At 58.3% G+C, this 26,707-nt stretch carries 24 protein-coding genes and 4 tRNA genes; 3 read left to right on the top strand and 25 right to left on the bottom strand.

The features are described 5' to 3' along the window. Positions 1-5: 5 nt before the first annotated feature. From KB449_RS27480 to KB449_RS27495, 4 genes are all read right to left on the bottom strand, one after another. Entirely contained in the window at positions 6-1,508 is a 1,503-nt protein-coding gene (locus KB449_RS27480) for a nicotinate phosphoribosyltransferase (RefSeq protein ID WP_282911422.1), read from the bottom strand. Then, positions 1,505-2,329 (bottom strand): ribose-phosphate pyrophosphokinase, encoded by an 825-nt coding sequence (locus KB449_RS27485; RefSeq protein WP_282911423.1) that lies wholly within the window; start codon positions 2,327-2,329, stop codon positions 1,505-1,507. Before KB449_RS27485 ends, KB449_RS27480 begins: the two co-directional genes overlap by 4 nt. A gap of 5 nt (positions 2,330-2,334) precedes the next feature. Further along, positions 2,335-2,739: a hypothetical protein gene (locus tag KB449_RS27490; protein WP_282911424.1), complete on the bottom strand. Its 405-nt coding sequence runs from the start codon at positions 2,737-2,739 to the stop codon at positions 2,335-2,337. A 114-nt stretch (positions 2,740-2,853) separates the two neighbouring features. After that, positions 2,854-3,366 carry an acyl-CoA thioesterase gene (locus KB449_RS27495; protein WP_282911425.1) on the bottom strand — a complete coding sequence of 171 codons (513 nt, stop codon included), beginning with the start codon at positions 3,364-3,366 and terminating at the stop codon, positions 2,854-2,856. A 232-nt stretch (positions 3,367-3,598) separates the two neighbouring features. Between KB449_RS27495 and KB449_RS27500 the strand changes: the two genes are divergently transcribed. After that, positions 3,599-4,429 carry a sugar phosphate isomerase/epimerase family protein gene (locus KB449_RS27500; protein WP_282911426.1) on the top strand — a complete coding sequence of 277 codons (831 nt, stop codon included), beginning with the start codon at positions 3,599-3,601 and terminating at the stop codon, positions 4,427-4,429. A 610-nt stretch (positions 4,430-5,039) separates the two neighbouring features. On the opposite strand, the gene KB449_RS27505 is transcribed toward KB449_RS27500, so the two are convergent. The 17 genes from KB449_RS27505 to KB449_RS27585 form a co-directional block, all read right to left on the bottom strand. Continuing rightward, positions 5,040-6,428 (bottom strand): MATE family efflux transporter, encoded by a 1,389-nt coding sequence (locus KB449_RS27505; protein WP_282911427.1) that lies wholly within the window; start codon positions 6,426-6,428, stop codon positions 5,040-5,042. Positions 6,429-6,581: 153 nt separating this feature from the next. Then, positions 6,582-6,821, bottom strand: a complete 240-nt coding sequence (locus tag KB449_RS27510) for a cold-shock protein (protein WP_282911428.1) — start codon at positions 6,819-6,821, stop codon at positions 6,582-6,584. Positions 6,822-6,922: 101 nt separating this feature from the next. Further along, a complete protein-coding gene (locus KB449_RS27515; protein WP_090117032.1) occupies positions 6,923-7,123 on the bottom strand; it encodes a cold-shock protein in 201 nt (66 codons plus the stop codon). A 275-nt stretch (positions 7,124-7,398) separates the two neighbouring features. Then, positions 7,399-8,298, bottom strand: a complete 900-nt coding sequence (locus KB449_RS27520; RefSeq protein WP_282911429.1) for a glycoside hydrolase family 43 protein — start codon at positions 8,296-8,298, stop codon at positions 7,399-7,401. 60 nt (positions 8,299-8,358) lie between these two features. Then, positions 8,359-9,294, bottom strand: a complete 936-nt coding sequence (locus KB449_RS27525; RefSeq protein ID WP_282911430.1) for a 5'-nucleotidase — start codon at positions 9,292-9,294, stop codon at positions 8,359-8,361. Between the two features lie 474 nt (positions 9,295-9,768). Next, positions 9,769-10,692 carry a CapA family protein gene (locus KB449_RS27530; RefSeq protein WP_282911431.1) on the bottom strand — a complete coding sequence of 308 codons (924 nt, stop codon included), beginning with the start codon at positions 10,690-10,692 and terminating at the stop codon, positions 9,769-9,771. Between the two features lie 128 nt (positions 10,693-10,820). Further along, a complete protein-coding gene (locus KB449_RS27535; RefSeq protein ID WP_282911432.1) occupies positions 10,821-13,409 on the bottom strand; it encodes a metallophosphoesterase in 2,589 nt (862 codons plus the stop codon). A gap of 3 nt (positions 13,410-13,412) precedes the next feature. Next, the gene (locus KB449_RS27540; RefSeq protein WP_282911433.1) at positions 13,413-14,678 is read right to left on the bottom strand and encodes a class I SAM-dependent methyltransferase; all 1,266 of its coding nucleotides are present in this window, start codon (positions 14,676-14,678) and stop codon (positions 13,413-13,415) included. Between the two features lie 44 nt (positions 14,679-14,722). Further along, positions 14,723-15,949 (bottom strand): RtcB family protein, encoded by a 1,227-nt coding sequence (locus KB449_RS27545; RefSeq protein ID WP_282911434.1) that lies wholly within the window; start codon positions 15,947-15,949, stop codon positions 14,723-14,725. A gap of 43 nt (positions 15,950-15,992) precedes the next feature. Then, entirely contained in the window at positions 15,993-16,778 is a 786-nt protein-coding gene (locus KB449_RS27550; protein WP_282911435.1) for a nucleotidyltransferase domain-containing protein, read from the bottom strand. Positions 16,779-17,067: 289 nt separating this feature from the next. Beyond that, positions 17,068-17,529 carry a DIP1984 family protein gene (locus tag KB449_RS27555; RefSeq protein ID WP_282911436.1) on the bottom strand — a complete coding sequence of 154 codons (462 nt, stop codon included), beginning with the start codon at positions 17,527-17,529 and terminating at the stop codon, positions 17,068-17,070. Positions 17,530-17,547: 18 nt separating this feature from the next. Then, the gene (locus KB449_RS27560; protein WP_282911437.1) at positions 17,548-19,047 is read right to left on the bottom strand and encodes a TROVE domain-containing protein; all 1,500 of its coding nucleotides are present in this window, start codon (positions 19,045-19,047) and stop codon (positions 17,548-17,550) included. Between the two features lie 403 nt (positions 19,048-19,450). Further along, on the bottom strand, positions 19,451-20,047 hold the full coding sequence (locus tag KB449_RS27565) for a ribonuclease H-like YkuK family protein (RefSeq protein WP_282911438.1): 597 nt from the start codon (positions 20,045-20,047) through the stop codon (positions 19,451-19,453). A 50-nt stretch (positions 20,048-20,097) separates the two neighbouring features. Beyond that, positions 20,098-20,173: transfer RNA gene (locus KB449_RS27570), tRNA-Asn, on the bottom strand. Positions 20,174-20,180: 7 nt separating this feature from the next. Next, positions 20,181-20,258, bottom strand: a tRNA-Glu gene (locus KB449_RS27575). 23 nt (positions 20,259-20,281) lie between these two features. Continuing rightward, a tRNA-Gln gene (locus tag KB449_RS27580) sits at positions 20,282-20,355 on the bottom strand. Between the two features lie 5 nt (positions 20,356-20,360). Then, positions 20,361-20,435 (bottom strand) — tRNA-His (locus KB449_RS27585). Positions 20,436-21,232: 797 nt separating this feature from the next. Here KB449_RS27585 and KB449_RS27590 point away from each other — a divergent pair. Both KB449_RS27590 and KB449_RS27595 read left to right on the top strand, forming a co-directional pair. Then, entirely contained in the window at positions 21,233-22,546 is a 1,314-nt protein-coding gene (locus tag KB449_RS27590; RefSeq protein WP_282911439.1) for a helix-turn-helix transcriptional regulator, read from the top strand. Next, entirely contained in the window at positions 22,521-23,366 is an 846-nt protein-coding gene (locus KB449_RS27595) for a WYL domain-containing protein (protein ID WP_282911440.1), read from the top strand. Before KB449_RS27590 ends, KB449_RS27595 begins: the two co-directional genes overlap by 26 nt. A 19-nt stretch (positions 23,367-23,385) precedes the next feature. Here the strand turns inward: KB449_RS27595 and KB449_RS27600 are convergent, their stop codons facing one another. The 4 genes from KB449_RS27600 to KB449_RS27615 all read right to left on the bottom strand — a co-directional run bounded on the left by KB449_RS27600 (position 23,386) and on the right by KB449_RS27615 (position 26,643). Further along, a complete protein-coding gene (locus KB449_RS27600) occupies positions 23,386-24,231 on the bottom strand; it encodes a hypothetical protein (protein ID WP_282911441.1) in 846 nt (281 codons plus the stop codon). Between the two features lie 102 nt (positions 24,232-24,333). Then, positions 24,334-24,720 (bottom strand): retropepsin-like aspartic protease, encoded by a 387-nt coding sequence (locus KB449_RS27605; protein ID WP_282911442.1) that lies wholly within the window; start codon positions 24,718-24,720, stop codon positions 24,334-24,336. Further along, positions 24,717-24,974: a hypothetical protein gene (locus KB449_RS27610; RefSeq protein ID WP_282911443.1), complete on the bottom strand. Its 258-nt coding sequence runs from the start codon at positions 24,972-24,974 to the stop codon at positions 24,717-24,719. Before KB449_RS27610 ends, KB449_RS27605 begins: the two co-directional genes overlap by 4 nt. A gap of 220 nt (positions 24,975-25,194) precedes the next feature. Next, positions 25,195-26,643 carry a DEAD/DEAH box helicase gene (locus tag KB449_RS27615; protein WP_282911444.1) on the bottom strand — a complete coding sequence of 483 codons (1,449 nt, stop codon included), beginning with the start codon at positions 26,641-26,643 and terminating at the stop codon, positions 25,195-25,197. Between the last annotated feature and the right edge of the window lie 64 nt (positions 26,644-26,707).

Consider the following 26,707-nt stretch of genomic DNA (forward strand, 5'->3'; position numbering starts at 1 on the left):
GTCGCTTAGTCCTGCAGGTTCCCGAGGAGTCTGGCGCGTATATCGCCGAGCGTCTGCTCGCGCACGAGGCGCCCGTCGACGAACACGTCCTCCAAGAGATCGATCCCGCTGTATTGATCGTATTCTTCCTTGTTCAGATTATCAATACAGACCATGGTACCGTTCTGCGGAATAACGCGCACAAGCCCCGTTTGCGACTTTTTGACCTTGCCGGCGTCCGTCTTCGGATCCTTGTAGATCTTGCGCTCCTCCCCGTCCACGACCGCATACGTCGATTTGAGCGCGTAGCCGAACGTGTCCCGGGTGTTGTACTGGTACGTAAACGAGCCGATGCCGAAAACCATGTTGGTCGACGCAAATCCCTTGGCCGCAAGCCGCTCGCAGATCTCCCGGCAGCGCGCGATCGTAATCGCGTCTCCGTAAATGGCGCCGATGTGGCTGTCGAGCTGCTTGAAGCCGCGCGCGGTCGTCGTGCCGCCGAAAATGTCCCACAAAATCTCGATGACTCCGCGCTGCGCAAGCGGGTCCTCGGCGTCCGGATCGCCGCAAATAATCTTGACCGGGTCGCCGCTGTCCGGACGGATGACGACCTTGCCGTCCCGGCTCATAATATCGTCCTTCAGCCCGCGGATGACGACGTCCAGGACGGTCCACAGATCCCAGGTATCCGACACGATCGATACGAACCCGCTCGGGTACACCTCCTTGATGAGGTAGCGGTACGAAGCAGCCTCGTCCCGGCCGTGCGCGCACATGACGCTGTGCTCGGTCGCGGGGATCGACGTGCCGACCAGCTCCTTTTCCATGTCGGCCCCGTAGTGGTCCTCAAGATACAGAATCGCAGGAATCGTGTCCGTGCCGGTAAACGAGAGCAGATGCCCCGCGCCGCTCGCCTTGGCCGCTTCGAGCGAGCCCATGCCCCGCATCGAGAAGTCGTGTCCCTGGAAGGGCACGCCGGTTGCGTCTCCGTTGGTCCGCTGCGCGAAGTCCTCAAGAAGCTTGCGGTACTCGAACGCGAGCGTCGCGCTCGTCGCCGGCAGCCACAGCTGGCACGACATGAGCGTCTCGAGGTAATTGGTGAGCCAGAAAAATGCGGGCAGCGTGTTCTCGATCGTCAGCATCGGCACCTTGACCGGCACGAGGCTGCCTTCCTTAACGGCCTTAATCTTGATCGGCAGATAGCCGAGATCGTGCAGCGCCTCGATGTGACCGGCGTCCGGGTTCGTCTCGCCGAGCGCGTAACGGATGACACGCTTGTATTCTTCCGTCACTTCCGCCTTCGTCCGGCCGAAGAAGTGAACGTTGAAGTAGTCGATCAGGTATTCCTTGACGAAAGCCTGGAAGCCGAAAGCCGCAATTCGGTCGATCTCGGCGATGCGGCTTGCGCGGGCCGTCCAGGTCGAGTAGACGAGCTCCGTGCCTTGCGGGTATTGATTTTTGTGGCTCACCTTGTAAAAATCGCACAGCAGCGTGGCAGGGTATACGAAGCTGTTGATCGTATGGGTCATGGCAACATGCCTCCAATGGGATAAATTTGAATGAAGTCCGTGCCTGGTCCGTCAAGAATCGTGTCGGTCGTGAAAACGCGGTCGATCAAGCCCGAGGCCGGCAGCTTGCCTTGATGAACGGCGTTCTCGCAATGGGTCACGAGCAGGTAAATGTGCGAAGCGCCAAGCTCGCGCAGCCGCGCCGCGCCCAGCAGGAACGTGCCGCCGTACGAGCACAGATCGTCGACGATAATGGCCTTGAACCCCGTCCGGTCGACTTTGCCTGCCACTTCGAGCTTTTGAATGCGCCCGGTTTGAAAATCCCGCTCTTTGTGACCGACCAGCTGTCTGAAGCCCTCTACCTGGCCGTACCGCTTTTGCGCGCCCGCGTCGGGAAAAAACAGATAGTCGGCCGCCCGATCGAAGCCCGTCTCCGCCGTCACCCGGCCCAGCAGCTCGAGCGTCGGATACAGCGCCTCGCTGCGGTCAAGCAGCGCCAGCGTGACGTCCGAATGCGGCTCGACGACTGTAATGCGCTCGAAGTCCATGGCGTTAATCATTTGCGCCGTGTACTTCAACGTAAAGGCCGACGCCCCCTCCGTCCGGTCCATCCGGCTGTAAGGCATGTAGTAGATATCCAGCGTCGCCGAGCCAAGTCCGCGGTCGTCCAAATAGCTTTTGACGAACAGGAGCTTGATGAGATCCGCGTCCGTCTCGTACTTGAGCGCGATCCGATTGCCGTCCGTCCCGCGGGCCAGCGCAAGGATCTGCTCCCCCTTCACCCGCGTCTCCCCGTTCGGGTAAGTCTCGAATACCAGCGTCTGTCCGTTTAGCCGAATCATATCGTTCACGCTCCCCGCTTCATGATGTCCAGCGCCGACTGCAGGCACCGGTAGGCCGAGCCGAGTCCCGCCCGATCGTCGAGCAAAATGTTGAAGTAGATCTTCCTGCCGCCCGAGGAAGGAACGAACGGCGGATCTTCGTTGATGGCATCGAACGGAATGTCGTTGTCCTTAAGGTAAGCTGCAATAGCCGGATACTGAGACGGCCCGCAGGCGGTAAAGACGATCAGGTAAGCGCCTTGCGACCGGCACTCCCTGAGCAGCCGCGGCACGTCGTCGAATGCGAGACCCGCGCGATGATAATCGAACACCGTGTTGTCGTAGTCGAACGCGACGACGAGCCGGCCGTATTTGCGCCATTCCGTCACGAGCCGGGAAACCACATGTTCGTCTTCCAGATAGAAGTCCATCGGAGTCGCCTCAATTCACATCGTCATTTTTATATTATCATAATGACAATATCAATGATTGTCAAGCGAATAACGTCCGAAAAAATAAAAAGAGCGCCGAAACCGGCGCCAGTCTTACTCCCAAGGGTACTTCGTCAGCAAAAAATCCGCGAACGCCTTACTCTGCTCCCGCCGAATGCCGCGCATCTCTTTCCGGTGCTCCGCGGTTTCGAACAGCTTTTTCTCCTCGTCCGTCTCCGGGATGACCTGCGGCACGGGCACGGGCCGATTGTCCTCGCCGAGGCCCACGAACGTGAGGAACGACGTCGCGGCGATCCTGCGCTCTCCCGTGCGGAGATCCTCTCGGATCACTTTGACGAACACCTCCATGGATCGCTTGCCCGTCCACGACACGAAGGCTTCTAGCGATACCGAATCCGTCTGCCGGATCGGAAGCAAAAAGTCGACCGAATCCGTCGAGGCCGTAACCGCGGTGACCCGGCACAGCTTGGATGCGGAGATCGATGCGATATCGTCGATATGGGACATCAGCTTGCCGCCGAACAGCGTTTCGTGATTGTTGACGTCGGTGGGGAATACTCTTGAGGTTTTGACGCAGCGGGTTTCCTTGACGTATTTGTTCTCCATTTCGGCTCACAGTCCTCCTTCCATTCGTTGTCTGCTCCGCTCATTGTCCCCAGGAGCAAGCTCATTATGCCGAAAACCGGCTGCCTGGAACGAGGAGGATGCCGCCGGCGGGCGTCGAATAAGGATTAACGTCGTGAACCGAATGAATGTTAATGCCTTGAATCCTTTAAAAGCTAACGCCATCAACAGTGAAGCGCGTCTTCGTATGCGCAGGAAAGGAGCAAGCCCACCCATGTCAGTCGGAATATTGGCGCATCTCCTCGGTACGCTCCCTTACGCGCAATTGGCCGAAAAGGTGGCCGAGCACCGATTCTCTTACGTGCAGCTGGCGTTGTCCAAAGCGATCGCCGACATCGATTTTTCCCTCGGCAAGCTCAGCCCCGGACTCGCGAGCGAGATCGGAGGCGCGTTCGCGGACAACGGCGTGCGAATCGCCGTGCTCGGCTGCTACGCCAGCCTGATCGATCTGAACGAAGATAACTATCGCTACAACGTAGATCGATTCAAAGAACATCTGCGTCACGCGCGGCATTTCGGAGCGCCCGTCGTCGCGACCGAAGTCGGCGTGCCTCAGGATCCGAGCCGTCTTGCGCAGCACGCGGCGCTGCTCGACCGCGCGCTCGAGGAGCTCGTCGAGGAAGCCGAGCGCTGGGGTGCCGTCATCGGACTCGAAGCGGCGCAAGGCCACCTGATCGACTCGCCGGAGACGCTGGCGGCCGCCATCGAGCGCTTCCCGTCGTCGTGCGTCGGGGTCGTCCTCGACCCATGCAACCTGCTCGGCGGCCACAACCTGGACGATCAGGACCGGGTCGTCGACGAGGCGTTTCGGCTGCTCGGACCGCGAATCGTCAGTACCCATGCCAAGGATCTGGTTCGCGTCGAAGGCGGCGGCGTCCAAGAGACGGCGGCCGGGCTCGGACAGCTCCATTATGCCCGCTTCTGGGAGAAGCTCGAGGCGCAGAAGCCACGCGGTTTCGTCACGCTGGAAGCCGTCACGGTGCCGCAAATGGAAGCTGCGGCGAGCTTCGTGCGGGAAGGGCGGGCGTCGGCTCGCAGGGGTTAACGCCGGCGGGTGCGTTTGATCCGGCGGCGGGGCAGGCGCAGCGCGCATTCCTGCATGAGAGCATCTGCGGCTGGCGGCAAGCGATCGGCGCGCAGTTGTTCCTAGCTAGGAACAACTGCGGCAGGCTGCAAGCGCGAAGCGCCCGGTGTTCCTGGCCAGGAACAACTCCAACTCGCGGCAAGCGCGAAGCGCCCCAGTGTTCCTAACCAGGAACACCTCTGACCCGCGGCAAGCGCGAAGCGCCCGGTGTTCCTAGCCAGGAACACCTACGACACGCGCCAAGCGCTAAGCGCCCCGTGTTCCTAGCCAGGAACACCTACGACACGCGCCAAGCGCTAAGCGCCCCAGTGTTCCTAACCAGGAACACCTACGACACGCGCCAAGCGCTAAGCGCCCCAGTGTTCCTAACCAGGAACACCTCTGACCCGCGGCAAGCGCGAAGCGCCCCAGTGTTCCTAGCCAGGAACACCTCCGACTCGCGGCAAGCTCGAAGCGCCGGGTGTTCCGTATATCCGCGATTGCGCAGCTTGGACCAGCCGTGAGTGCTACCGCAAATAAGGGATGAGGCAGACCCACGCTGCCTCATCCCTTATTTTTATATGGCGAGTCTTCAAATCAGCTTCTTCGCATACCACCGGTCCCCGCGGAACCGCTTCAGGAACAGGATGCCCCGCACGCCCCATTCGCAGTTCATCGCCAGCCATACGCCAATGATGCCAAACCCGAGCGTGATCCCCAGCACGTAGCCGAGCACGATCCGAAACAGCCACATGGACAGCATCGACGCGATCGAGGTGAAGCGCGCGTCCCCGGCCGCCCGCAGCCCGGCTGGCAGAATGAAGCTGATCGACCAGAGCGGGATTTGCGCGATCGCATTGATCAGCGTCAGCCAGAAGATGTCGTCCACGATGTCGGCCGGCGGATGGAACAGGCTCACCAGCGGATGGAAAAGCGGCATCAAAATGGCGGTCATCACAACGAACGAGCAGGAGGACAACCAGATAAACGACTTGATGAACTTGCGTGCATCCCCGACGTTGCGTCCGCCGATGCACTGGCCCACGACGGTGACGATCGTCAGCGACATCGCGCCGGCCGGGATCTGATACACCATGGCAATCGTTCCGCTGATGGCATTCGCCGCGAGCGCGTACGTACCCATGCTGACGATGAACACCTGGGTAAGCATTTTCCCGCCGTTAAAAAACATCTGCTCCGCCGCGAACGGCACGCCGATCGTCATGATCTTCTTCAGCATATCCCACGGCACGCGGACGAGCTGCACCAGACGCAAGCGCAGCGAAGTATCGATCCGCAAGATGTAGAACAGCGCGCACGCGGCGGCCGTATAACGCGCAATGTTGACCGCGATCGTCATGCCGAGCACGCCCATGTCGAGCGCATTGATAAAAATGAAGTTAAGTGCCACGTACAGCAGATTCATGATCAGCGAGAGGATCAGCGACACCCTGGAACGCCCAATTCCCCGCATCGCGCCGCACACGGCTTGCACGACGCCGATTCCGAGATAGGAGGCGCAGCTGCCGACCAGATACACGCGGGCGTGGTCCAGCACGTCGGCAGACGCCCTGCCGAACAGCACTTGAAGCACGGGCGCATGCAGGGCCGCCACCAACAGGCCGATGCCGAGCGACAGCAGCGCGACCGAGGCGACCGTGCCCGCTGCGGCCTTGGAGATCATGCTGTCGTTGCCGCTGCCCTTGTACTGCGCGACGACGACCGTCCCCCCGGTCGCTACGGCGACGAAGACGTTAATCAGGAAAATGTTCAGCGAATCGACGGTGCTGACCGCGCCGACCGCCGCGACGCCGGACGAGCTGATCATGGCGGTGTTGACGAGGTTGAGACCTACGATAAAGGCCTGGTCGATCAGGATCGGGATGAACAACGCGATCACTTTGCGGTAGTCCATGGACGACCCGGTCAAACGCTTGTCCAGATAAGCGTGCGTCCGCGCCTTGAGCTGAAGCGGTCTCACCTTATCACTTCTTTTCCCGGATGATAGAATGCTTTGCAAGCGTTATCCCTGCGGGTCCTATTCTAGTGGCAAAAAGAAAAATCCACAACCTCGGCAGGCTGCGGACAGGGATCGCATATGGGGATAAAACGCCTGCTTACGCCGAAGAACGGCCTACTGCGCCGCTTTCCGCTGGTTTTTCCGATGCTGCTTGAGCTCATGGTCCGAGGAGATCAGGATCGGCAGCACCTTTTCGCTGCGGTCCATGACCGACTTGCAGATCATGCACGTAGGCACGTCCTCGAACGAAAAGTTGTCCCGGATCCATCCCTTGCAGCCGTCTTTCGTGCAGGACCAGATCGTCGTCATTTCTTCGGGTAAATTGTCCAACGGTTTATTCCAGGAATAATTCAATGGATCGTCCCCCTTAGAATGAACGTGCTACTATCTACTTACAAAGCCTCTTCATTAAAAAACCCCCAAAACGATACGTTCGGGGATTTTTAAATCTTCATTTACAGTTTTACTACGTTCTCGGCTTGCTGGCCGCGATTGCCTTGGACTACATTGAATTCGACGCGTTGGCCTTCGTCCAGCGACTTGAAGCCCTCGCCCGTAATCGCGCTGAAGTGCACGAATACGTCTTCGCCGCCCTCAACCTCGATAAATCCGAATCCTTTTTCTGCGTTAAACCATTTCACTGTTCCTGTTTGCATAGAAACACCTCCAATTTTTACATGAGCTTCTCATTTTAAGGTACCAAATAAAAAATTCATATATTGCACAAGGTTAGTCATCAAAATAATAACCCTCTGCAATAGATGAATTTGAGGTCAAAATCCCAATAAACCAACTATACCATAAAGGACGGGATAAAGCAATGCCGACTGCCGGCGCCGCTTCGATCCATAAGACATCAGGCCTCCCGGCAACCATGGGGAAACCTGGCATCCTCTTGTTCTCGTCCGGCTGCGCGCTCAAGACCGCGACTTCAACGCTCCCACGAATCGGTCATGACGACCGGTTCGATTCTGCCATTGCCGATCTGCAAGCGATCGATGCATAATCGGCGATTCCCCGGCTCCGTATCTCCGATCGTCCGGCGATGGTATACGATCAGCCATTCGTCCGTCTCCGGCAGGTGCAGGTAGCCGTGGTGACCAGGCCCCTCCGCGATCGGCTCCTGCCTTTCCAGTATCGTGCCCTCATTCTGGAACGGACCGAGCGGACTATCACTCACGCCGTACGCTACGCGATACGTGCCGTTCGTCCATCCGCCCATGGACCACATCAGGTAATAAAGCCCGTCCTTCTTGATCATGCAGGGGCCTTCCACGTATCCCTCCGGCGTGATGGAACGGAACACTTCATCGTCCCCGCCCGTCAAAGGAACGAAACCGGTCATCTCCTCGTTCATCCGCGCGACGTTGCAGTGACCCCAGCCGCCGTAATACAGATAGACGGTTCCGTTGTCGTCCTTGAACAGGTGCGCATCTATCGGCTGCGCCCGATGAATGAACTTGTCCACCAACGGCTTCCCGAGATAGCCTCGATACGGTCCCTCGGGACGATCGGCCACGGCAATCTCCAAGCCCCCGATCTCCTCGTTCGACTGGATATCGTTCGACGCGAATACGAGGTAATATCGTCCCCGGTGCTCGATATGCGTCGGCGCCCAGACCGCTCTCCATACCCAGGGGAAATCCGCCATGTCTACGATACCTTCGTGTTTGTCCCAGTGGACCAGATCGTCGGAGCTGAACGCGTCCAGATTCATCTGCATCGTGTATTCCGTGAAGGAGCGTGTCGCGAAAATCCAATGCCTTCCTTCATACGTCCTTGCCTCGGGGTCTGCATACCAGCCTGGCACGATCGGATTGTTTATTTTCATAGGTCGTAAACTCCTTCCATGTCCGGTTCACGCCGGCCTCTTCGGCCGCCGCGCCGTTATTTACGTGGATGCCGCGCTGTTGATCGCCCCGAACGGCACGTGCGCCGTCGGATAATAGCCGGACACGCCTTCGATATGGCCGACCTGATCGTCGATAAAAATATGCGGCCGGAACACCTTGAGCACGCGCGCCTTCTCGATGCCGCCCAGGAAAAAGGCGTCGTCGACCCGAATGCCCGCAGCCCGAAGCGTCGTGACGACGCGTTCGTGAGCCGGCGCGTTCCTCGCCGTCACAATGGCGATCCGGACGCGCGGCGAGTAGTCCGGATCTCTCTTTTTCTTATCCCATTCCCGCTGCTGAAGACGGGCCAGCTCGCTAAAAAACCGGAAGAGCGGTCCCGGCGGCAGCGCCTCGCCCGCCTTCAACCGCTCGCTCTCATGGAAACCCTGCATGCCTTGCGCCTGATAGATGCCTTCAGCGGAATCGTCCGCGATAATGCCGTCGAAGTCGAAGGCGATGCGCAATTCCTGCTCCTGGTCGTCGTCTACGAAACCGGTCGGGAACACCTGCGCCGCAGGCAGCCCCACCCGGATCGCCGAGCGCACTTCGTCGGGATCGGCCGAGAGAAACAACGACGCGTTGAACGCGTCCATATACGTAAACGGATTGCGTCCGGCGACGAACGCGGCGCGCGTGATCGGCAGGCCGTAATGCTGGATCGACTTGAACACGCGCAGTCCCGTATCCGGATCGTTGCGCGACAGCAGCACGACCTCGACCGGCTGGTCGTCCGGCGCCTCGCCGTTGATCATGAGCAGACGCTTGATCAGCGGGAAGGCGACGCCGGGGCGCAAGACCTCGTCCTCGTGCGCATGCTGGTACTGCCGATACTCCTCCTCTCCCTTTTCCTTGAACACCTTGTCCGACGCTTCATGGTCGAATAGCGCGCTGGATGCGACTGCGACGACGAACTTTTCTTCAATGGGAAATGGCATGGGTACTGGTTCCTCCATAAATTCGAGCGTGCGATATTTTAAGCGACGTCTTTTCATCGGGCGGGATCGTAGCAGCATCGCTTGCGTAACGCCGGGATCCGTCGCCGCCCCGTCTGCGTAGCGGGTATACGTCGCCGCGAAGAGCGGAATGACGCGATAACGCGCGACGTTCGTCGCCGTCAGATAACTAAGCGACGGAACTGTCCTCAAACCCGCAAACGTAATAAAAGGGCCCTGGTACAGTACCTCCTTTAACCCTATTATTTTAACAAAAATTTGCGTGTAGCGGTCTGCACTAAAAATCAGAAGTGGAGCCCATGCAATCCTGCAATTTCTTTTGCACGATAGGCGGAGCGGAGAGAAGGCGATGATTTCGATGGTGTACTTTTGCGCGATAGAGGCTCGGCGTGGCATAAACGCGGCGCGAATCGCGACTTTTTGCGCCTGTTCAACGCCATCCTGCCGTAGATCGTTTTAATCGCCGTTTCTCGCCGGCACCACCCGATACGTCCGTTTAGGACCGACATTTTGCAAAATACGGGTTGGCACGCGAGATATTTTCCGTACGTCCGCGATCCCTTTTGCGTTTTTCGTAACGGTCAGCTTCAAGATCGTACCTCTTAGCCTGGCCGTATGCCGCGGCAGCTCGGTCGATACGAAGTTGCCCAAGGAGGAAGCCGCTACTCGATTCAGGACCCGTCCGTCCCGGTCCTTCATCTTGTACATTTTGATCGGATGCAGCACGTGGGGATGCGCGCCAAGCACGACGTTCACGCCATTTCGGAACAATTGATGCATCAGGCGGACCTGGCCCCGATCGGGTCGCGAACGGAACTCTTTGCCGAAATGCAGGCATACGACGATAAAATCGGCAACGCGTTTTAAGCTGCGCACGTCCGCCGCCATTTTGCTGCGTACGATACGGTTGACCATCCAGCGCTGCGGCACTGGAATACCGTTGGTCCCGTACGTATAAGCCAACACGCCGATCTTGATTCCCTTTACGTTAACGATAAGCTTCCGGCGGGATTCCTTCGCGGAACGGGACGTGCCCGTATGCCGCAGGCCGTGCCGATCGAGGACATTCAGCGTTCGCTTCAATCCGGCCGATGTCCCGTCCATGCAATGGTTGTTGGCCGTGCTCAGCACGTCGAAGCCGAGGCTTCGGAGCGTAGCAGCGAAGGCGTCCGGCGAGCTGAACAGCAGTTTTCCGGCCTTTCCTTTGAACCGGATGCCGGAGAAGGTCGTCTCCAGATTGCCGATCGTCAGGTCTCCTTGACGCAGGTAAGGCTTCACCCTTGAGAATATAGGCGAAAATCCGCCTTCTCGCGCGGCCGAGGCGATCATGTTCTTTTTCATCAACAAGTCCCCGACCGCAGCCAACGTGATGGTTGTCATCGCCCGCTTCTCTCCTTCTTAAATTACGGATGCATCATGTTATGTGGGGAGTTGGGGACTGCGTGCGCCGGGCAAACGCAAAAAAATCCGGCGCCAGATGGGCCGGATTTTGAAAATCGTGCGCGAAGCTAAAGCCGCGGATCCATCTCCTTCTCCCTGGCCACCTCGAACAGCAGGTTGGCTGCAATCTGATTAAACGACTCGTTTTCCGGCTCGATATCCGCCAGCTTGATCGCCAGCATCTGCTTGTCCAGCCGGTGTTCGTTCATCGAGGTCCGCAGCTTGGGCGCGATGTTCTTCTGCTTGATCAACTTGCCGTATTTATGCGGAAACCTGTAATCGTAGCCGTAGATGATCGACAGATAGCCGGCGTTGCGCACCTTCATATACGGAACCGTGCCGGGATGCTCAAGCTCGGGCTTGATGACGATGCCTTCCATGCCGTTCTCGACGGTGAGCCTGGAGAAAAAAGCTTCGGCGTCTGCATAGACGTCAGGGCTCTCAAGGTCCAGCACCATGTACTCGTCGTCAGACACGAAGCGATAGTTGTCCGAAGTCTTGCCTTCAGGCAGCCGCTCGTCGCCGTTTTCGCCGATTTCCTTGAGCAGCGCAAACGGCTTGTAAACGATCTCGCCATCTCCCGCATACAGCTCGAGCTGGCGCCTGTACACTTCGAACGCTTCCTCGTGCTGCGCCAGAGGCACGCGCGTGTCCCGGATGCCGCGAACGAACTTGTACGTCTGATACTGATGCGTGCCGTATTTGTCGTTCAGCGCTTCCTTGGTCGCGTGATGCTGATCCTGCTCGAACCCGCTGTTCTCCCAGGCCTCCACCAGCTCGCCCAGCGCCTTTTCGAACCCGTGCCGTTTCAGAAAATCCAGCTCCGTCTCGAGCGCCTTCCCGATCGGCCGGAACTGCCGTTCGATCAGCCCTTCGCCCAGCGCCTTCCACGGCAGCAGCTCTCCGTCCAGCACCAGCATGACGATCCCCCGCTCCGACATATACGGCCCGAACTTCCGGAGCAAGCGCTCGTAAATCGGCTGCATGTCCACGGCCTTGACCTGATAGCCGTTGCGGCTGACCGCGCGGCACTGCTCGATATCGCGATGCAAATACACATTGCATCTGGAGCCCATGTACTTCGGCTGCAGCACGACCTCGCCGACGCCGCGCTCCGCGAAGTAAGCGAGCCCTTTGCGCAGTGATTCGAGTTCGCCCGCCTCCTGGTCCTTGTCCGCGGGCGACATCGTGCCCGATATATAGTTGATGCGATGACGGGCGCAATAACGCAGCCTGCGGACCGATTCGGCATCCAGCTCCAGCAGCTTGACCTTCCGTTCCTCGCGGAAAAGCGTCGGCAGCTCCTCTTGAAAGGCATCGGTTTGCGATTTGCGGCTCTTGAAAAACAGCTTGAACGACATCCGGACGCCCGTCAGCAGGTTGCCGTGCGCGCAGCCGGTGTCGAGATGAATTTTGTTTTTAATCCGAAATGCCTGCTTCGCCGCGACGTGCCCGAACAGGTGGTACGGATGGTTGCCCGTCGCTTCCTCGCGCAGGAAATGCAGCTGATCTTCCGCAGCAAGCGCGCGGTCGAGCCTGAAATTCCGCTGACGGCGCAGCGATTCGGCGTCGAGCTTCCCGATATGCACGCTGCGGCACGGGGCATGCGTGACATAAAAGGAGGATCTGCCATCGCCGCCGACATAGCGGTAGAAGGGGCGGGACGCTTCCGCAAGCTCGGCGAATTTTCCGAACATCGCCTCGTCGGTCTGCAATTCCGGAATGGAGTCGAAATACGCATCCGTCAGCTGCGCGTCGGCGCCTTTGATTTCCCCGTTGATATACTTCAGCACGAAGTTCTCATGGTTGCCGAGCACAAACAAGAAATGTTCCCGGTTGCGATGCAGGAACTCGACGATGTCCCGCGTATGCTTGCCCTTGTCGATCCAATCGCCGACCAGAATCACCTTCGCGCCCCGTACCTTATCCGTCGGCACGAGCCGCCCGTCCTCGAAGCGATAGCCGAAGTCCGCCAGCAGTCCTTGCAAGTCCGCAACGCATTCGTGGACGTCTCCGATTACGATGTATTCCGCATCTCTGGGCAGCACCGACGCCGCGTACTCGTTCCAATTTTCCGCCGCGATCCGGTATTCCGGGTTGGCCCGCCGCTCCTCCGGGAAATAGAAATCCTTGGCCCGCACCTTGTGGATCCTGTCGTAGCCCTCGCGAGACAGCACGGGCAGCACGTCCTTGCGAAGCCGGTTCAAATGCGCGGTAATCAGCTTCTTCGACCGCTCGGAGGCATAGTAGTCATCGCGTCTGCGATAATCAAACAGCACGACCTCCAGATGGTAGTGGTTGTCGCGGGCGATCTCACGCACCTTGGCGCGGAAATCCTCGGCCAGACCGATCGTATCGACGATGACGAACTCGGCGTTAATCGGAAACGAAGTGACGAGCTTCAGGCGCTCGAACAGCAGCTGAAACGCATGCGAGCTCGACTCCAGCATCAGCTGCTCGTATTTGTCGTAAGCATAGCCGAGCAATTCCTGCCGGATGGCGTCCGAGGACAAATACTGCACATTGGTCCGCAAGCCACGCTCCTCATCCGTCAGACGAAGCTGCGGCATCATCACTTCTTTTGCAAACGTCGTCTTGCCGCATTCGCTTGAACCGACCAGCATAAATATCGTATGCACGCGCGTCGCCATCTCCATGCGCTACCCCTCCCCTCTCCGGACGATAACGCCCTGTGTCGTATGAACGCCGTCCACCCGATCTCCGATTTCCACGAACTCGCAATCGAGCGGCAGCCCTTGGACCGTATCCGCGAACCATTGCCGGAACGCCGTCTGGCCCAATTCCCACTTATGATCGTCATGCCGGAACCCTTCCAGCTCGTAATACCGGTTGAAGTCCGCGTTCGGCGTCGTCACGATCAACCGGTCAAAGTCGATCTCGGTGCCGATTTGCCGAACAAATGCCGCCGCCTCCTCCAGGCTCATATGCTCGACAACCTCCGTGAGGATGACGTCGACCTGCTCGCCGTTGTACGTTTCGAGGAAGCGGTCGAGCGAACCGAACGTCGCGATATTCTCGACCTCCCTGGCCGCCGCTTTTCTCGCGACGGTATCGAGCAGCTCTTCGTCGATGTCCACCGCGTAATAAGCGCTCTCCAGCTTGCTCGCAAAAGGAATCGCATAGAAGCCCTCGCCGCAGCCGATGTCGAGAATCGGTTTGTCGAAAGGCAGCACGCCCGCAATGAAGCTGCGCCGCTGCATGGCCGTACCGCCGAACCCCAATTCGATGGCATATCGGTCCGTCCGCTCCACGACCGCCTTGTACTTCTTGAACCGCTCCCGCGAATGGAGGAAGTTTCTCGCAAACAGGCTGCGAATGAAAAACGGCGCATCGATGACGTTCAGGCTGGGAACGTACTTGTCGAGCACGGCGTCCGAGATGTCGATCTGCTCGTCTCCGAATATGGACAGGAACAGACACAGCACACTGGCAACATGCAGCAGACCGTACAGGCTTTTTCGCGTGGCGATCGTGAGCGCGTAGCTTTTGTGCGCCCGGTGCTCCAGCGTGAAGGCATAATCGGTAAGGTGCTTCTCAAAAAAATCAATGTAGCGAAGCCGGTCGACGTGAATCATGTTGATGAAAAAGACGTGCTCGCAGCCTTCCTCGTCCCGATCGTCATGCTTTTTGAACGGCGCCGCGAAAAACTCGTTGATCGCGTTCAGCGGGAACAGCGGCGTGTTGTACCTGGAGACATTCAAGTACTCGAAGCTCTCGTCCTCCTGCTTTTTATACGAAATATCGTTGTCGGCGTCCTTGAAGTAAACGTTGTACGTCGAATCGTCCGAATACCAGCCGTAGGCCATGCCTTGGCGGATCTGCCGAAGCTGCATGCCGGTAGACGGATTTTTGCGGATTAGAAACGTAAACTGCGGATGGCTCGACTTGAGTTGAACGATGGCCATTAAAAATCATCCTCTCTGTGGCGGGCGATAAGGCTGGGGGACAACTAATCCTTGTACGGATCGAACTCGTCCGCGCCCGCCATGCACACCCCGATCGGCTTCAGCACGTGCAGCACGTCGATCGTCTCGGCATGCGCGTCCAGCACTTCCTGCAGCCGGCGATAGACGAACGGACTCTCGTCCGTTCCCGCGCCCCGCAGCTCGACGCCGAACTCGCGAACCGCCCGCTTCATTTGCTCCGGAGAGATCTGTCCACCCGAACGGGTACGCGTCTTCCAGTTCATCTTGCCGGCCGCCTGCGTGCGGCTCATCACCCGACCCGCGCCGTGGACGGTGCTGTAGAAGGAATCGCGGTTTTCCGTCGTGTCCTTGCCGCGAACGATGACCGAGATATCGCCCATGCTGCCGCCGATGAACCCCAGCTGACCCGGCGCCGAAGGGGTCGCGCCTTTGCGCACGACGATCGTGTCCCTGCCGCCGTGCGTCTCGCGCCAGGCGTAGTTGTGATGATTATGGACCTCGAAGTCCGCCTCGGCGCCCAGGATCGCCAGCACCTGCCGGATCACGTAGTCGCGCCCTGCATACGCGTACCGGCCGGCCAGCTTCATCGCCCTGTAGTACAGGTCTCCGAGCTCGCTATCGAGGTCGAACAGCACGGGCGGTTGATCCATTTTCTCTCCGGGCGCGTTGCCCAGAAATTCGCGTCCCGCCGCAAGGTTCAGGAACCCGCTGGCCGTCTTGTGGCCGAACCCCCGGCTGCCGAAGTGATTGCCGATCCACAGGCGGCCCGTGACGGGTTCGACGAACAAGTCGACGTAATGATTGCCGCTGCCGACCGTCCCAAGCTGGTCCCGAGCAAGCTTCTTCAGCTTGTCGTGCTCCTGCCGTCCGATCGCAGCATAGACGCTCCAATCCGGATCGTCGAACAGCTCGTGATCGACCGGCTCGCTGTTGGTGCGGCCGATGCCGAAGGACACCTTTCGCGCGATCTGATCCATGATGTTGGCGAGGCGAGGCAGCACATCGCTTGCCATCAGGTTCGTGCGCACGGCCTTGTTGCCGCAGCCGATGTCGTAGCCCACGCCGGAAGGCGAGATCTGGCCGTCATACGCGATCACGCCGCCGATCGGCTGGCTGTAGCCTTTGTGATGGTCGGCCATCAGCAGCGCCTGAACGACGTTGCCGTGCACCGCGCAGGTTTTGGCTTGGGAGAGCGCGCTCTCGTCGGGCTTGCCCCAGACGCGCACGCCGTCTATCGTTTGATAGGTCATGATGTATTTTTACGCTCCTTTATTTTGCAATAATGAACAGCGGCTAGGCGCCCCATACCTCCCGCAGCGCCGACCGGAACAGTGCATCCAGCCTGTCGTCCAGGCGTTCGCCCCTGGATGACTGCGAGGCGGCGATTCGCTCCAGATGAGCGAGCCGCTCCTCCAGATAATCGTTGACTACGGCGAGCCGCGGCTCGTAGTCAAGCTCCTCGCCCGCTTTTTTGCGGGCCAGCAGCTGCTGCACCGTACGCCAGAGCTCGCCGTCCCGCGGGAGCAATCGGTCCGCCAGGACGTCGAACGCCATCGGCGGCATGTCGCCGTACCGCTCGATCCACTCGCACGCCAGCACGGGGCGCAGTACGTAGAAATACTTTTTGATCTTGACCCGATCGCCCTGCAGGTACGTCCGGTAGTTGCCGCGGGCCATGTTCAGGTAGTGATACATGCAGGACTTCGGCGAAAAGGTGAGCGGCGAGATCGCGCGCAGCTGCTCAGCTACGGTGTAGCGCTCAGCGTACTGGATCGGCGACTGCAGCCACTCGAGCAGCGGCGGGTTGGACTTGCGGTACAAGTTAAGCGCCTTGCGCAGATCCCAGCCGCTGATGTCCAGGCTGTCGCTGATCGGACGCTCGATCACATCTCTTTTATCGTAGATCGACAGGTACCAATCCGGCTCGCGAACGTAGACGAACCGCACGTCGTAATCGCTGTCCTGCGACGGGAACCCCCACGCCCGGCTGCCCGATTCGCATGCATACAGGATGCGGACGTTCTCTTCCCGCTCCAGTCGCTCCAACTGATCGCTTATCGTTTTTCTGATCGTTTCCATTTAAAAATCACCTCTATGTAGAACGGCGGCTCCGGTATTCCGAAGCCTGCCGCCCTTCTGTCGTGTTGCGCTGCGATTTCCCCATTCCCGCCCTCGCCCGAATCCTGCCGATCTGCACGCGGTGGTTACAGTGATTGGTACACGTTACTTCCATGCTCAGGCGCATTTTTGTCACATTACTGGGCTCATTCGTTAAAGGCCTAGACATGGCCCTGCGTCTAATTAGGAGGTCCAACTTTCCCTGTTGGCGGGTTGTGCACGCCTCGGCCGATCCGGACTACCTTCGCAGCTATGTCTCGATGAGATCCGTCGTCCAGTTCATCTCCTGAATCCGAAAATCCATCTCCCGGTAGGCTTTGGACAGCGCATCCACGCGAGCCTGAATCTGCACGACGTCCACCGTCCGCTCGAACTTGACCTCCGACCGGCTGAACCGGTCCTGCTTGATCGACGCCTGCTCGAGCAGGTCCGCGAGCAGCTTGCGATGCTGCATGAGCCGGTCCCGCTCCGCCAGCGCGTCCGAGATGCTCAGCTCGGCGTTAAACGGCGTCGCCGCATTCGTTTTGTTGATCCTGCGCACCCAAAGCGTCTGCTCGGCGAGCGTCTGCTCCAGCTCCGCGATCAGCGCGGCCGGATCCTCCGCGGGCGTTTCGCCCTCCTGCACCTTCACGACCCGCTCGAGCCGCTGCCGCAACTGCGCGATCTTCTTCTGGCTGTCCGCCCTGCGGACCAGCGCTTCCGCCAGCTTCATTTTTACGCACCTCTTATTTTAATTATCGATATCGATCGCTTCGATCCGTTCGACCACGGTCGTGTAGCCTTTGGCCGACTGCGCGATGTAGCTCAGCACCGTGTCGCTCCAGCCGTAGATATAGAACGTACCGGGATCCTGCTGCGGCACCATCGCGCCGCGATAGGGCGAGACGTCGACGATAAACGCCTTGACGCCCGGGTGTACCTTCGCCCTGTACTGCGCCAGCGCTTCGTAAAACGGACTGCCCGCATTTTGCTGTTCGTCCGTGATGATGACGATTTGCTCGACCTTATGCCGCTTTGCCAGCAGCTTGCGTACCGGCGCGCCCGTATCCGTGCCGCCTCGCGTCCGGATGCGCTCCGCCTGCGACAGGATACTGTCCCTGCGCGAAGGCTTCGCATCTTCGGCGACGGTGTCGAACAGCCAGAACAGGGAGTCGCCTTCCGTCTTCTTGTACAGCGCCAGCGCGAACACCGAGCCGATCTGCAGGTAGTCGCCGGTCATCGAGCCCGAGATGTCGAGGAAGATCGCCGTACGGCCTTCGAGATCCGGCAGATGCTCGAACGTATACTCCGCCGCGTCCCGCAGCGCGTCGCGCAGAACCGGATTCTCCACCTGCCGGAACGCCTTGGCGAACCGGAACGGCAGGATCCTCGCCTTGGCAAGCGCGCGCCGGTCGGTCAGCCGATCGGTCACCGCCTGCAAGTTGTGCCGATCCTCCAGCACCCCGGCCCGCTCAAGCGCGTTCAGATGCCGAAGCAGCGCGAATGTCGGCAGCTGGGCGATCAGCGCTTCCCAGATCGCCTTGGTCGGCTTCACCGCGCCCGTGACGACCTCGTGCGGCAGCTTGCCCGTCTCGATCCAGTACAGCCGCTCGGCCTCGGTCGTCGCCTGCTTCAGCTGCTCCAGCGCATGGACTTGCGGCAGCAGCGACAGGTTCGCTTCCTGACCCCGCAGGTACCGGTAGAGCGCCTGCTGCTTCAGGTCCGTCGGCTTCGGGTGCGCCGTCGCAATCGCGTCGCCGAGGCTGTAGCCCCGGCCCCGGCCATTGTACTTGACGGCCCAGTATTCGGACACGCCGGCCAGGAACCGGTTCACCTGCCGCTTCACGGCCCGGCCTCCTTCTCCCCGGCCCATCCCCTGGAGGATCGTCAGGAAATCGGACAAGTCGGACGGAATCTGCACGACCTTGAGGAAGATCTTTGCGAAAAGGTCGGGCCGATAGGCCGACAGGATCGCGAGGCCGTACAACGGCTGAAGCCGCATATAGCCTTCGCCCCGCGCATACACGAGCGCCTTGGCCATGAACTGCGGATCGCGCTGCGCCATCTCGCGATGAAGCGCTTCGGCTTCGATCAGCAGCGACTGACCGTCCGCGTAAAACGTGTTGCCCATCGTATTGGTGACCAGTGTCTGCACGTACCGCTCCTCTGGGGAGCGTTCGTAGGCCGGATAGCCATCCTGGTTCAATGTCGTCGGCCGGACGGCCGAGAACAGCTTTTTAGCGAAACTCATAAAATTTAAACCTCCTTAAAGAGAGCGGAGCGAGGAAATGGCCGAGAAGGTTCGCGGAAGGCCAGCGTATGGCCACGTCCGTCCCTTATATCGAAGTATCCCTCTCGTTCGCCTCGCTCCGTTTGTCGCCATTGCATCGTTGAGGAAAAGGTCGGAAAGGCATGCTGCTCTACCATCTGAGCTATCCCGCCGCAGCGGGAGTTGGATTCGAACCAACGACAAGCCGATTAAAAGTCGAAGTAGCCCTTCCATGCGCCTCAACGAACGAACGTCGATAACTGATCTGTTCATTTTGCATTTACATCTTGCGTTGTGCCCCGCCTTTTCGGCGTCGGCTGCTTGCTCTTATCATCGCGCACATCCGCTGCTGCGAACATGGCGCAAGTATGACGACTTGTAAGATTTATCCGAAACTCGATGCCGTCTTCGAGGCTAGGGAGCCTCTGTACGGGGTTTTCGTATAGCGATTGGAAACGGAAGAAGCCGCGATCGCCTCCGGTTTCACTCTGGCCGACAGCCCCATCGCTTCGATTCTTCCGACCAGCTCCGCGACCATCGCCGACGTCCGGTTGCGCTGCGCGTCGGTACCTGCGTCGATATCGACGAACATCGCAAGGCTCGCGCCATGGTAGGCATGCGGCAGAAGGATATCCTCCAACGCAGCCCGTTTACCGGAATCGAAGTAGGCTGCGATTTCCTGGCTGTATGTCGTTTCGAGGCTCAGCTTTTCCCGCAGCGAACGCAGCTCCCGCGGGACGATCACCTGGCGGTAGCAGAACCAGGCGCCTCGGCCCGGCCGGAGAATGACGACGGACGTTACGAACTTCGTATGTCCGGCGTGCACCTGCGCGTCCGTCCCGACGACGAGCTGGTACGCCGCGCGCGGATCGCGCGCCATGAAGCTTCGGATGCGTTCGAAGACGTCGCCGAGCGACAGATTTTGTTCGGAGAGGTTGCGGAAGACTTGCTCGTGAAGCATGGGGTATACGTGTCTTTTCATAAGTGTCACCTGTAGCGCAAGGCGGCTTCTTCCTTTCTTCTTTGTCGTATTGGCAGGGTTGGCAGGGCTCGAACCTGCGACCGTCCGATTAACAGTCGGGCGCTCTACCCGCTGAGCTACAACCCTATGGATTTGGAGGCGTGGACGGGGCTCGAACCCGCAGATCCGGACGTGAAAGGCCCGTGTGTTCATCCAGTTTCACCACCACGCCGCGGCGGTTCAGCTTATATCGAATGGCTGCCCGGGCAGGAATCGAACCTGCGGTGGATGATTCAAAGTCATCTGCCTTGCCGCTTGGCTACCGGGCATCGTATGGGGAGACCAACCGGAATCGAACCGGTACTGGCGGATTCACAGTCCGCTGCGTTCGCCTTTTCGCCATGATCTCCATAATAGAATGCGATTGTTGCCGTCGGCCCCGCCCCTGCCTGATGGCAGGAGCGCGCCGCCTCCTTTCCTCGTTATTAATATCGCTTGACGCGGTATGTACTTTGCAGGGGCCGTATAGGTATGAAAAAAGACCCCTGTCGCCCTCGGATCTTCCTCTAAGACTGAATTCAGCCATAGAAAAAGACCGCTCGGCTACAAGCAGTCTTTACGGGTACGCATATGTATGCCGTCGCCGGCGGCGTCAGGCTGTAGAAAACAACCGACGAACCGAAGCTGGTTTGCGCCTGTAAAGAATGCCGATATGAGATTGGAAATACAGATCATGCGGGTTGAATAAGCCTATCTCTCGCTGGCTGCCTTTAATCTGGGACATCGGGCTACGATGGTATGGACGTTCATAGATAAAATTCGTGTCGCGCATGTTCCGCACTCCTTTCTCCAATTCAGTATGTTGCTGGTAATCCTAGCATCGGACGATTAACGGTGTCAACCATAAACTGCATGAATGGTATCATGGAGGAAATGGGTTGGAAAGGTTCTGCGCTTCGATCCTGTCTTTATGATCGAAGCGATTAGGTTTCGAGCCTAATATAGTTTTGGGCGAAGTAACCCTTCCGTGCGCCTCCATGATGCCGTGGCACCGATTGCCTTGCGACCCTCGGCTTCACAACCTGATTTTCGCAGCAATCGCATCGATCGAACAGGGCGAAAGTATGGCAACGCGTAAAAAGTTTCCATATTCCCCTGCCTTTTCTCTTGATACAATGGAACAAAAGATCGGCTGGAGGTGCGCGCATGGCACGGGAAAGCTTCGATAAAGAGGTGCAGTTTCTACGCATGCTCGCGCTGGCGGGCGGCGCCTACAGCAGGCAGCAATTCGCCGACCGGCTCGGCATCTCCGTGCATACGTACGACAAGACGCTGCGCTACATCAAGGACATGCGAACGGCGCTGTCCTCCGAAGCGGCCAAGGACCTGGCCGAAGGTCTGCGCTACAACCATTACGAATCCGCGGACCCGCTGCTGCTGTTTCTCTTCAGGTCCAAATCGCTGAAGGATTCGGAAAGCATCCGGCTCGCGGTCCTGATCGGCTTGATGCAGGGCGAAGCGATGACCGCCAAAGAACTGCTGGACGCCTGCAGCGACAGCATGCCGTCCGAGTATGCTTGCCCCGACGAGAAGACCGTGCGCGGGGACCTCAAGTATCTGGAGGAGGTCGGCGTTATCCGCCGCCTGGACGGCGGTCGGCCGTACAGATACCGCGCCGATATCGATCTCATCGATCGGCTGTCGGACGAGGAACTCCTTGACCTTTACGACTATGTCGATGTAATGGCGAACACGCAGGTGCCTGCCGTACAGGGATATCTTCTGCGAGATACGCTGAAGAAGGCGCTGACGAGACGCGGCTACGGACCCGAGACCTTCGACGTTCATCTGTACAAATATCACTATCACACGCGCATTCTCGACGAGGCGCATCTGTATACGATATTCGAGGCGATCAGGGAGCACCGCAAGCTGACCTTCCTCTACCTGTCGCCAAAAAAAGGCAAGAACTATGCCTCCAAAAACACGAACCCCCTGTTCGAGCGCGAGACGGAGGGTCGCGTGGAGACGACGCTGCCGCTTCGCGTCGTTTACGACCATCAATACGGCCGCTGGTATCTGATCGGACACAGCCCCCGGCTCGGCACCATGAAGTATCGCCTGGAGGGCATCACCCAGATCGAGATGGGAGAAGCCGTAGACGCGGAAACCTTCAGCCGGCGCCTCGAGGCGGTCGTGCAGGAGCTCGAACACAGCTGGGTGACGGACTCGCACCGGCGCGTGAAGATCCGGGTGCGATTCTACAACCCGGGACGGGCGGGCGCGAACTTCGTACGCGAACGCGTCGAGGCCCAAGGCCAATGGGGCGTCTTGACGGACGAGTCGGACACGACCTTCCTCTATGAGATCGAGGTCAACGGCATTTACGAGATCAAGCCGTGGCTGCGCAGCTTCGGCTCGAGCTGCGAAGTTCTGGAGCCCGCATGGCTGCGCAGGGAGCTGATCGCCGAATGGAAGGAGATTCAGGCCTATTATGAACCCGTTCGAGAAAATCTTTAATTATCAAATTCTGTCGCGGCTGGACGAAGCGGATTCGATCGCCCTCACGACCCACGAGCGTTCATGGCTGAAAACAATGCTCGAGCATCCGGCGTCGGACGACGCGTTCGCAGAGGGAACGTTGTCACGGCTACGCGATCTGCTGCGGGATGAGGCTACCATCGACAGCCGCGAATATATTATGCAAAAAGCCAAAAGCCGGGAGAGACAGGTCTATCACCCCCTGCTCCGTCCGCTGCGCCGCATGATTCAGGGGGGCAGCGGAATCAGACTCACGACGAGGCTCAAGCACGGCGGCGTCCAGGCCAATCAGAACGGACTGCCCGTCAAGCTGGAATACAATATGGTCAAGCGAGAGTGGTATCTGCTCTGGTATAACGTGCGCGGCCTCATGTCCAGCAAGCTGCAGCATATCGTCTCCGCGAAGCCCCTCCCGCTTCCGCCGGAGCGCTTCGAGGCTTTGCGAAGCCGGGCATTCGCCCTTCTCGAGGAGCGCCGGACCCAAGCGGTGATCGAGATCGTCCGCGAATACAACGCGGAGCTATCCCGGATCCTTTACGCCTTCTCCTGCTTCGATAAGACCGTCAGCTACGATGAGGACCTGGACTTGTACCGCATCCGGGTATCCTGCCTAGCCGACGAGAGCGAGTTCCTGCTGTCCAAGATCCGCTTCCTCGGACGCCGGGTTCGTATCGTCGAAGGCGATCAGCTGCGCCGGCGCATGCGGGAGTCGGCGGCTTGGACGCTGGCCAGATACGAGGAAACGACCGAGCCGCAGCAAGCCCCGCAGCCTCCTCAAGATGCCGACTCCGCATCTTGACCCGGCCGAAGCAGTCGTCTTACTTCCGAGGCGGCAGCAGACCGGCTTTGCCGTCCCGCACCCAATAGATGCGGTCCGACACCGGGCTCGGCATAAGCGCCACGCTGCGCTTCGCCATCGTACGGAATCCGGATTCCTCCGCCAGTCGCTGCGCCTGCCGGAGCGTCTCCATCGCTTCGTCCGCGCGCAGCACCATTACCGTCTTGCGATTCGTGAACGCGACCAGGTATGGCTTCTTGCTGATTGGCCCGTTCAACTCCGGGTCCAAAAACTGGCACTCCGCCGGATGCGTATCGTGCATGTACACTTCAAGCTTGCAGCTGTCCAGAAGCGTCGGCAATCTCATTCGCGGCTCCTGCCACCCTTCCCGCCGCAAATTCCGATAGGCGATCTTCCTCAATTGGTCCTCATGAAGCTCGGGATTTAGCTCGAGCATACCCTTGCTGATAACCTTCGTGAGTTCGTCCTTGATCTCGAGATACACCTCACGCAGTCCTGGCAGCCGTTCCGCCGACAGTCCCCCCGCTTGTTTTCGCATTACCTCTGCGTAAGCCTCGTCGCGCAGCGCAGGATAGATATAATCAGGATCGAGTACGGTGATTTCATCTTTCTTATCATTTGCTACCCTGGAGCTGCGGACGATGTCGTTCAAATAATCGACGGCCGCATTCAGATCGCCTCCGGCCATGTACATGCGATACGTGTCGTGCAGACTGACCTGCGTCGTGCCGATATTGTCGTCCATCTCGAGCAGCAGCGGCTCGCCCTCTGTCATTCTCACTTCAATCTGCAGACTTTCCGCCAACTGACGCTTCATCATCTCCGCGAACTGCTCCGGCCGATCGTACAATCTTGCCTGCTTCATACCGCACGCCTCCTCAAAATGTCCCGGGCAAAACAAAACACCCCGACAAAACGTCCGCAGACGTCCTGCCAGGGTGTGCTTCACCGCTGGAATATAAGATGCTCACGCATTAATAACACTTAATACCATTCTTTGAACGTTAATCACTGCTCCTGCTTGCTTTAAAAAGTTAAAACCTAAAATACCGTCGAGTTCCAATCCATAATCCATGTTCCCGATCTCGACTTGGAAGTCTTTTATTGTCGATTCGCCTACCCAAATGGCATCAACGTTTTTAGTGTAAACATACTCCACGCCGCCAACTCCGCGAATCATATCTACAAGATCGTTTTCTTCAGGAACCATACCTATTTGTTGCACGGCATCCGCGTTCAAGAGCGTACCGGCGGAGCCGGTGTCAAGCAAGACCCTTGTCAAAGTTAATGGCCTTTCCCTGAACATAACCGTCATGCTGACAAAAGGAAGGCCGTATCGTTCGGTTATCTTCATTTTGGACCTCGAATCCCCATGTATCGCTCTCTCGCGACGACTTCCGGACGAGAGGTATGAAAGAAACAATACTCGCGGTGCGGAGCCTCCTGATGAAGCTCGCTGTACCGCTTTAGCGCCTTGGTTGAGTCTTCGAACACGTCGATAACGGTCATTTCTTCAATATAGCGCTGCCCTTCCTTGGAATAGGCCTTCGTTGCCTCAAGCACGACCCATTCATTGGGGAAGCGCTCTTGAACCTCATTCCATCGCATGTCGGACACCTCCGATAACATGATCAGCAGTATTATAACATAGCGGGTTTACCGCCGAACCCAGTCCTCCTCGCCCGGGCAAAACAAAACACCCCGACAAAACGTCCGCAGACGTTCTGCCAGGGTGTGCTTCACCACTGGAAATATTAAGTACATTAAACCATATTCGAACGCGCTTGAAAAGCTCAAATTTTATAGGCTGCGAAGCTGATTCGCTTTTCTATTTCTTGTTCGCTACGCGAACCTTCAGCAGCTTGCCTTTGATCGTCGTCTCTTGCATCTTGTTCAACACCAGGCGGCCTTTGCCGTTGAGAATATCCACATAGGACACATTGTCCTCGATCGTGATAATTCCGATATCCTCCGCCGATACGCCTTCGATCTTGGCGATCGTGCCGACGAAGTCCACCGCCCGGATCTTCTTTTTCTTCCCGCCGTTGAAGTAAAGCTTGAGGATCTCCTCGTCCAATCGGGCGCTCCTGTCTTTTTTGACGCCTGCCTTGCTCTTGATCTTCGCTTCAAAAGACGCTTGGGCATACGCTACTGCGTCTTTGGAAGGGTGGTTTCTCCTCGGAATTTCAAAGCCGACATACCGCTCCACGTTGATTACGAATTTCTCTTCGTTCGGCGTGGCGAAGGAGACCGCTTTGCCCCGGTTGCCGGCTCGTCCGGTTCTGCCGGTCCGATGCACGTAGCTCTCGTTTTCCTGGGGAAAATCGTAATTAATCACGAGACTGATATTGTCGATGTCGATGCCCCTCGCAGCGACGTCCGTCGCGATCAGATAACGAAACTCCCCGCGTTTGAACTCGTTCATGACCTGGGAGCGATTGTCCTGCTCCATGCCCCCGTGGATTCGATCGCAAGGGTATCCGTGCTTGTGCAGTTCCTTAAATACGACGTCAACCCTGACCTGCGTCCGGCAAAAAATAATGCAGCTGTCCGGATTTTCGACCGTGGCGACGTCCCTGAGCAGATTCAGCTTGTCGTCGTCCTTCACCGTGTAGAGCGCATGCTCGATCTGGCTTGTCGTTCTGCCCTCCGTCTGAATCTCGATATCGAGCGGCTGCTTCATATATTTGTGGCACAGGCGTTCGACATCCTTGGGCAGCGTCGCCGAGAACAGCAGGGTCATACGATCCTTGGGCAGCTCGCGGATAATCTTTTCGACCTGCTCGATGAATCCCATGCTCAGCATCTCGTCGGCTTCATCGATGACCAGATATTTCACTTGCTCGAGGTCGATCGTTTCTCTCTCGATGTGATCCATAACCCGCCCCGGCGTTCCGACGACGACATGGTTTTTATGCGCCAACTGAATCTTTTGCCTGGCGAAGGGCTGCTTGCCGTAAATCGCGGTTGCCTTGATCCGTTTAAATCGGCCGATGTTCATCATATCTTCCTTGACCTGGTCGGCCAGCTCGCGCGTCGGCGTCAGGATCAGAGCTTGCGGACGGTTCTCTTCCCACTCCACCATCTCGCAGATCGGAATCCCGTACGCGGCCGTCTTCCCGCTGCCCGTATGCGACTTGACGGTCATATCCTTCTTCTGCAGCGCGACAGGAATGACTTTGCTTTGCACTTCGGTCGGCTTGACATACCCCATGCTGTCCAAAGCCCGGCGTATGTCGTCGCTTAATTTATAGTCGTTGAAGCTGGGCTCGCTCATGCTGATTCCCCTTTGTTCATCCGCGATTGTCGGTTCCTCATGATACGATAAATTCCCGTGCTTT

It is taken from the genome of Cohnella hashimotonis, assembly GCF_030014955.1.
Lineage (GTDB): Bacteria > Bacillota > Bacilli > Paenibacillales > Paenibacillaceae > Cohnella > Cohnella hashimotonis.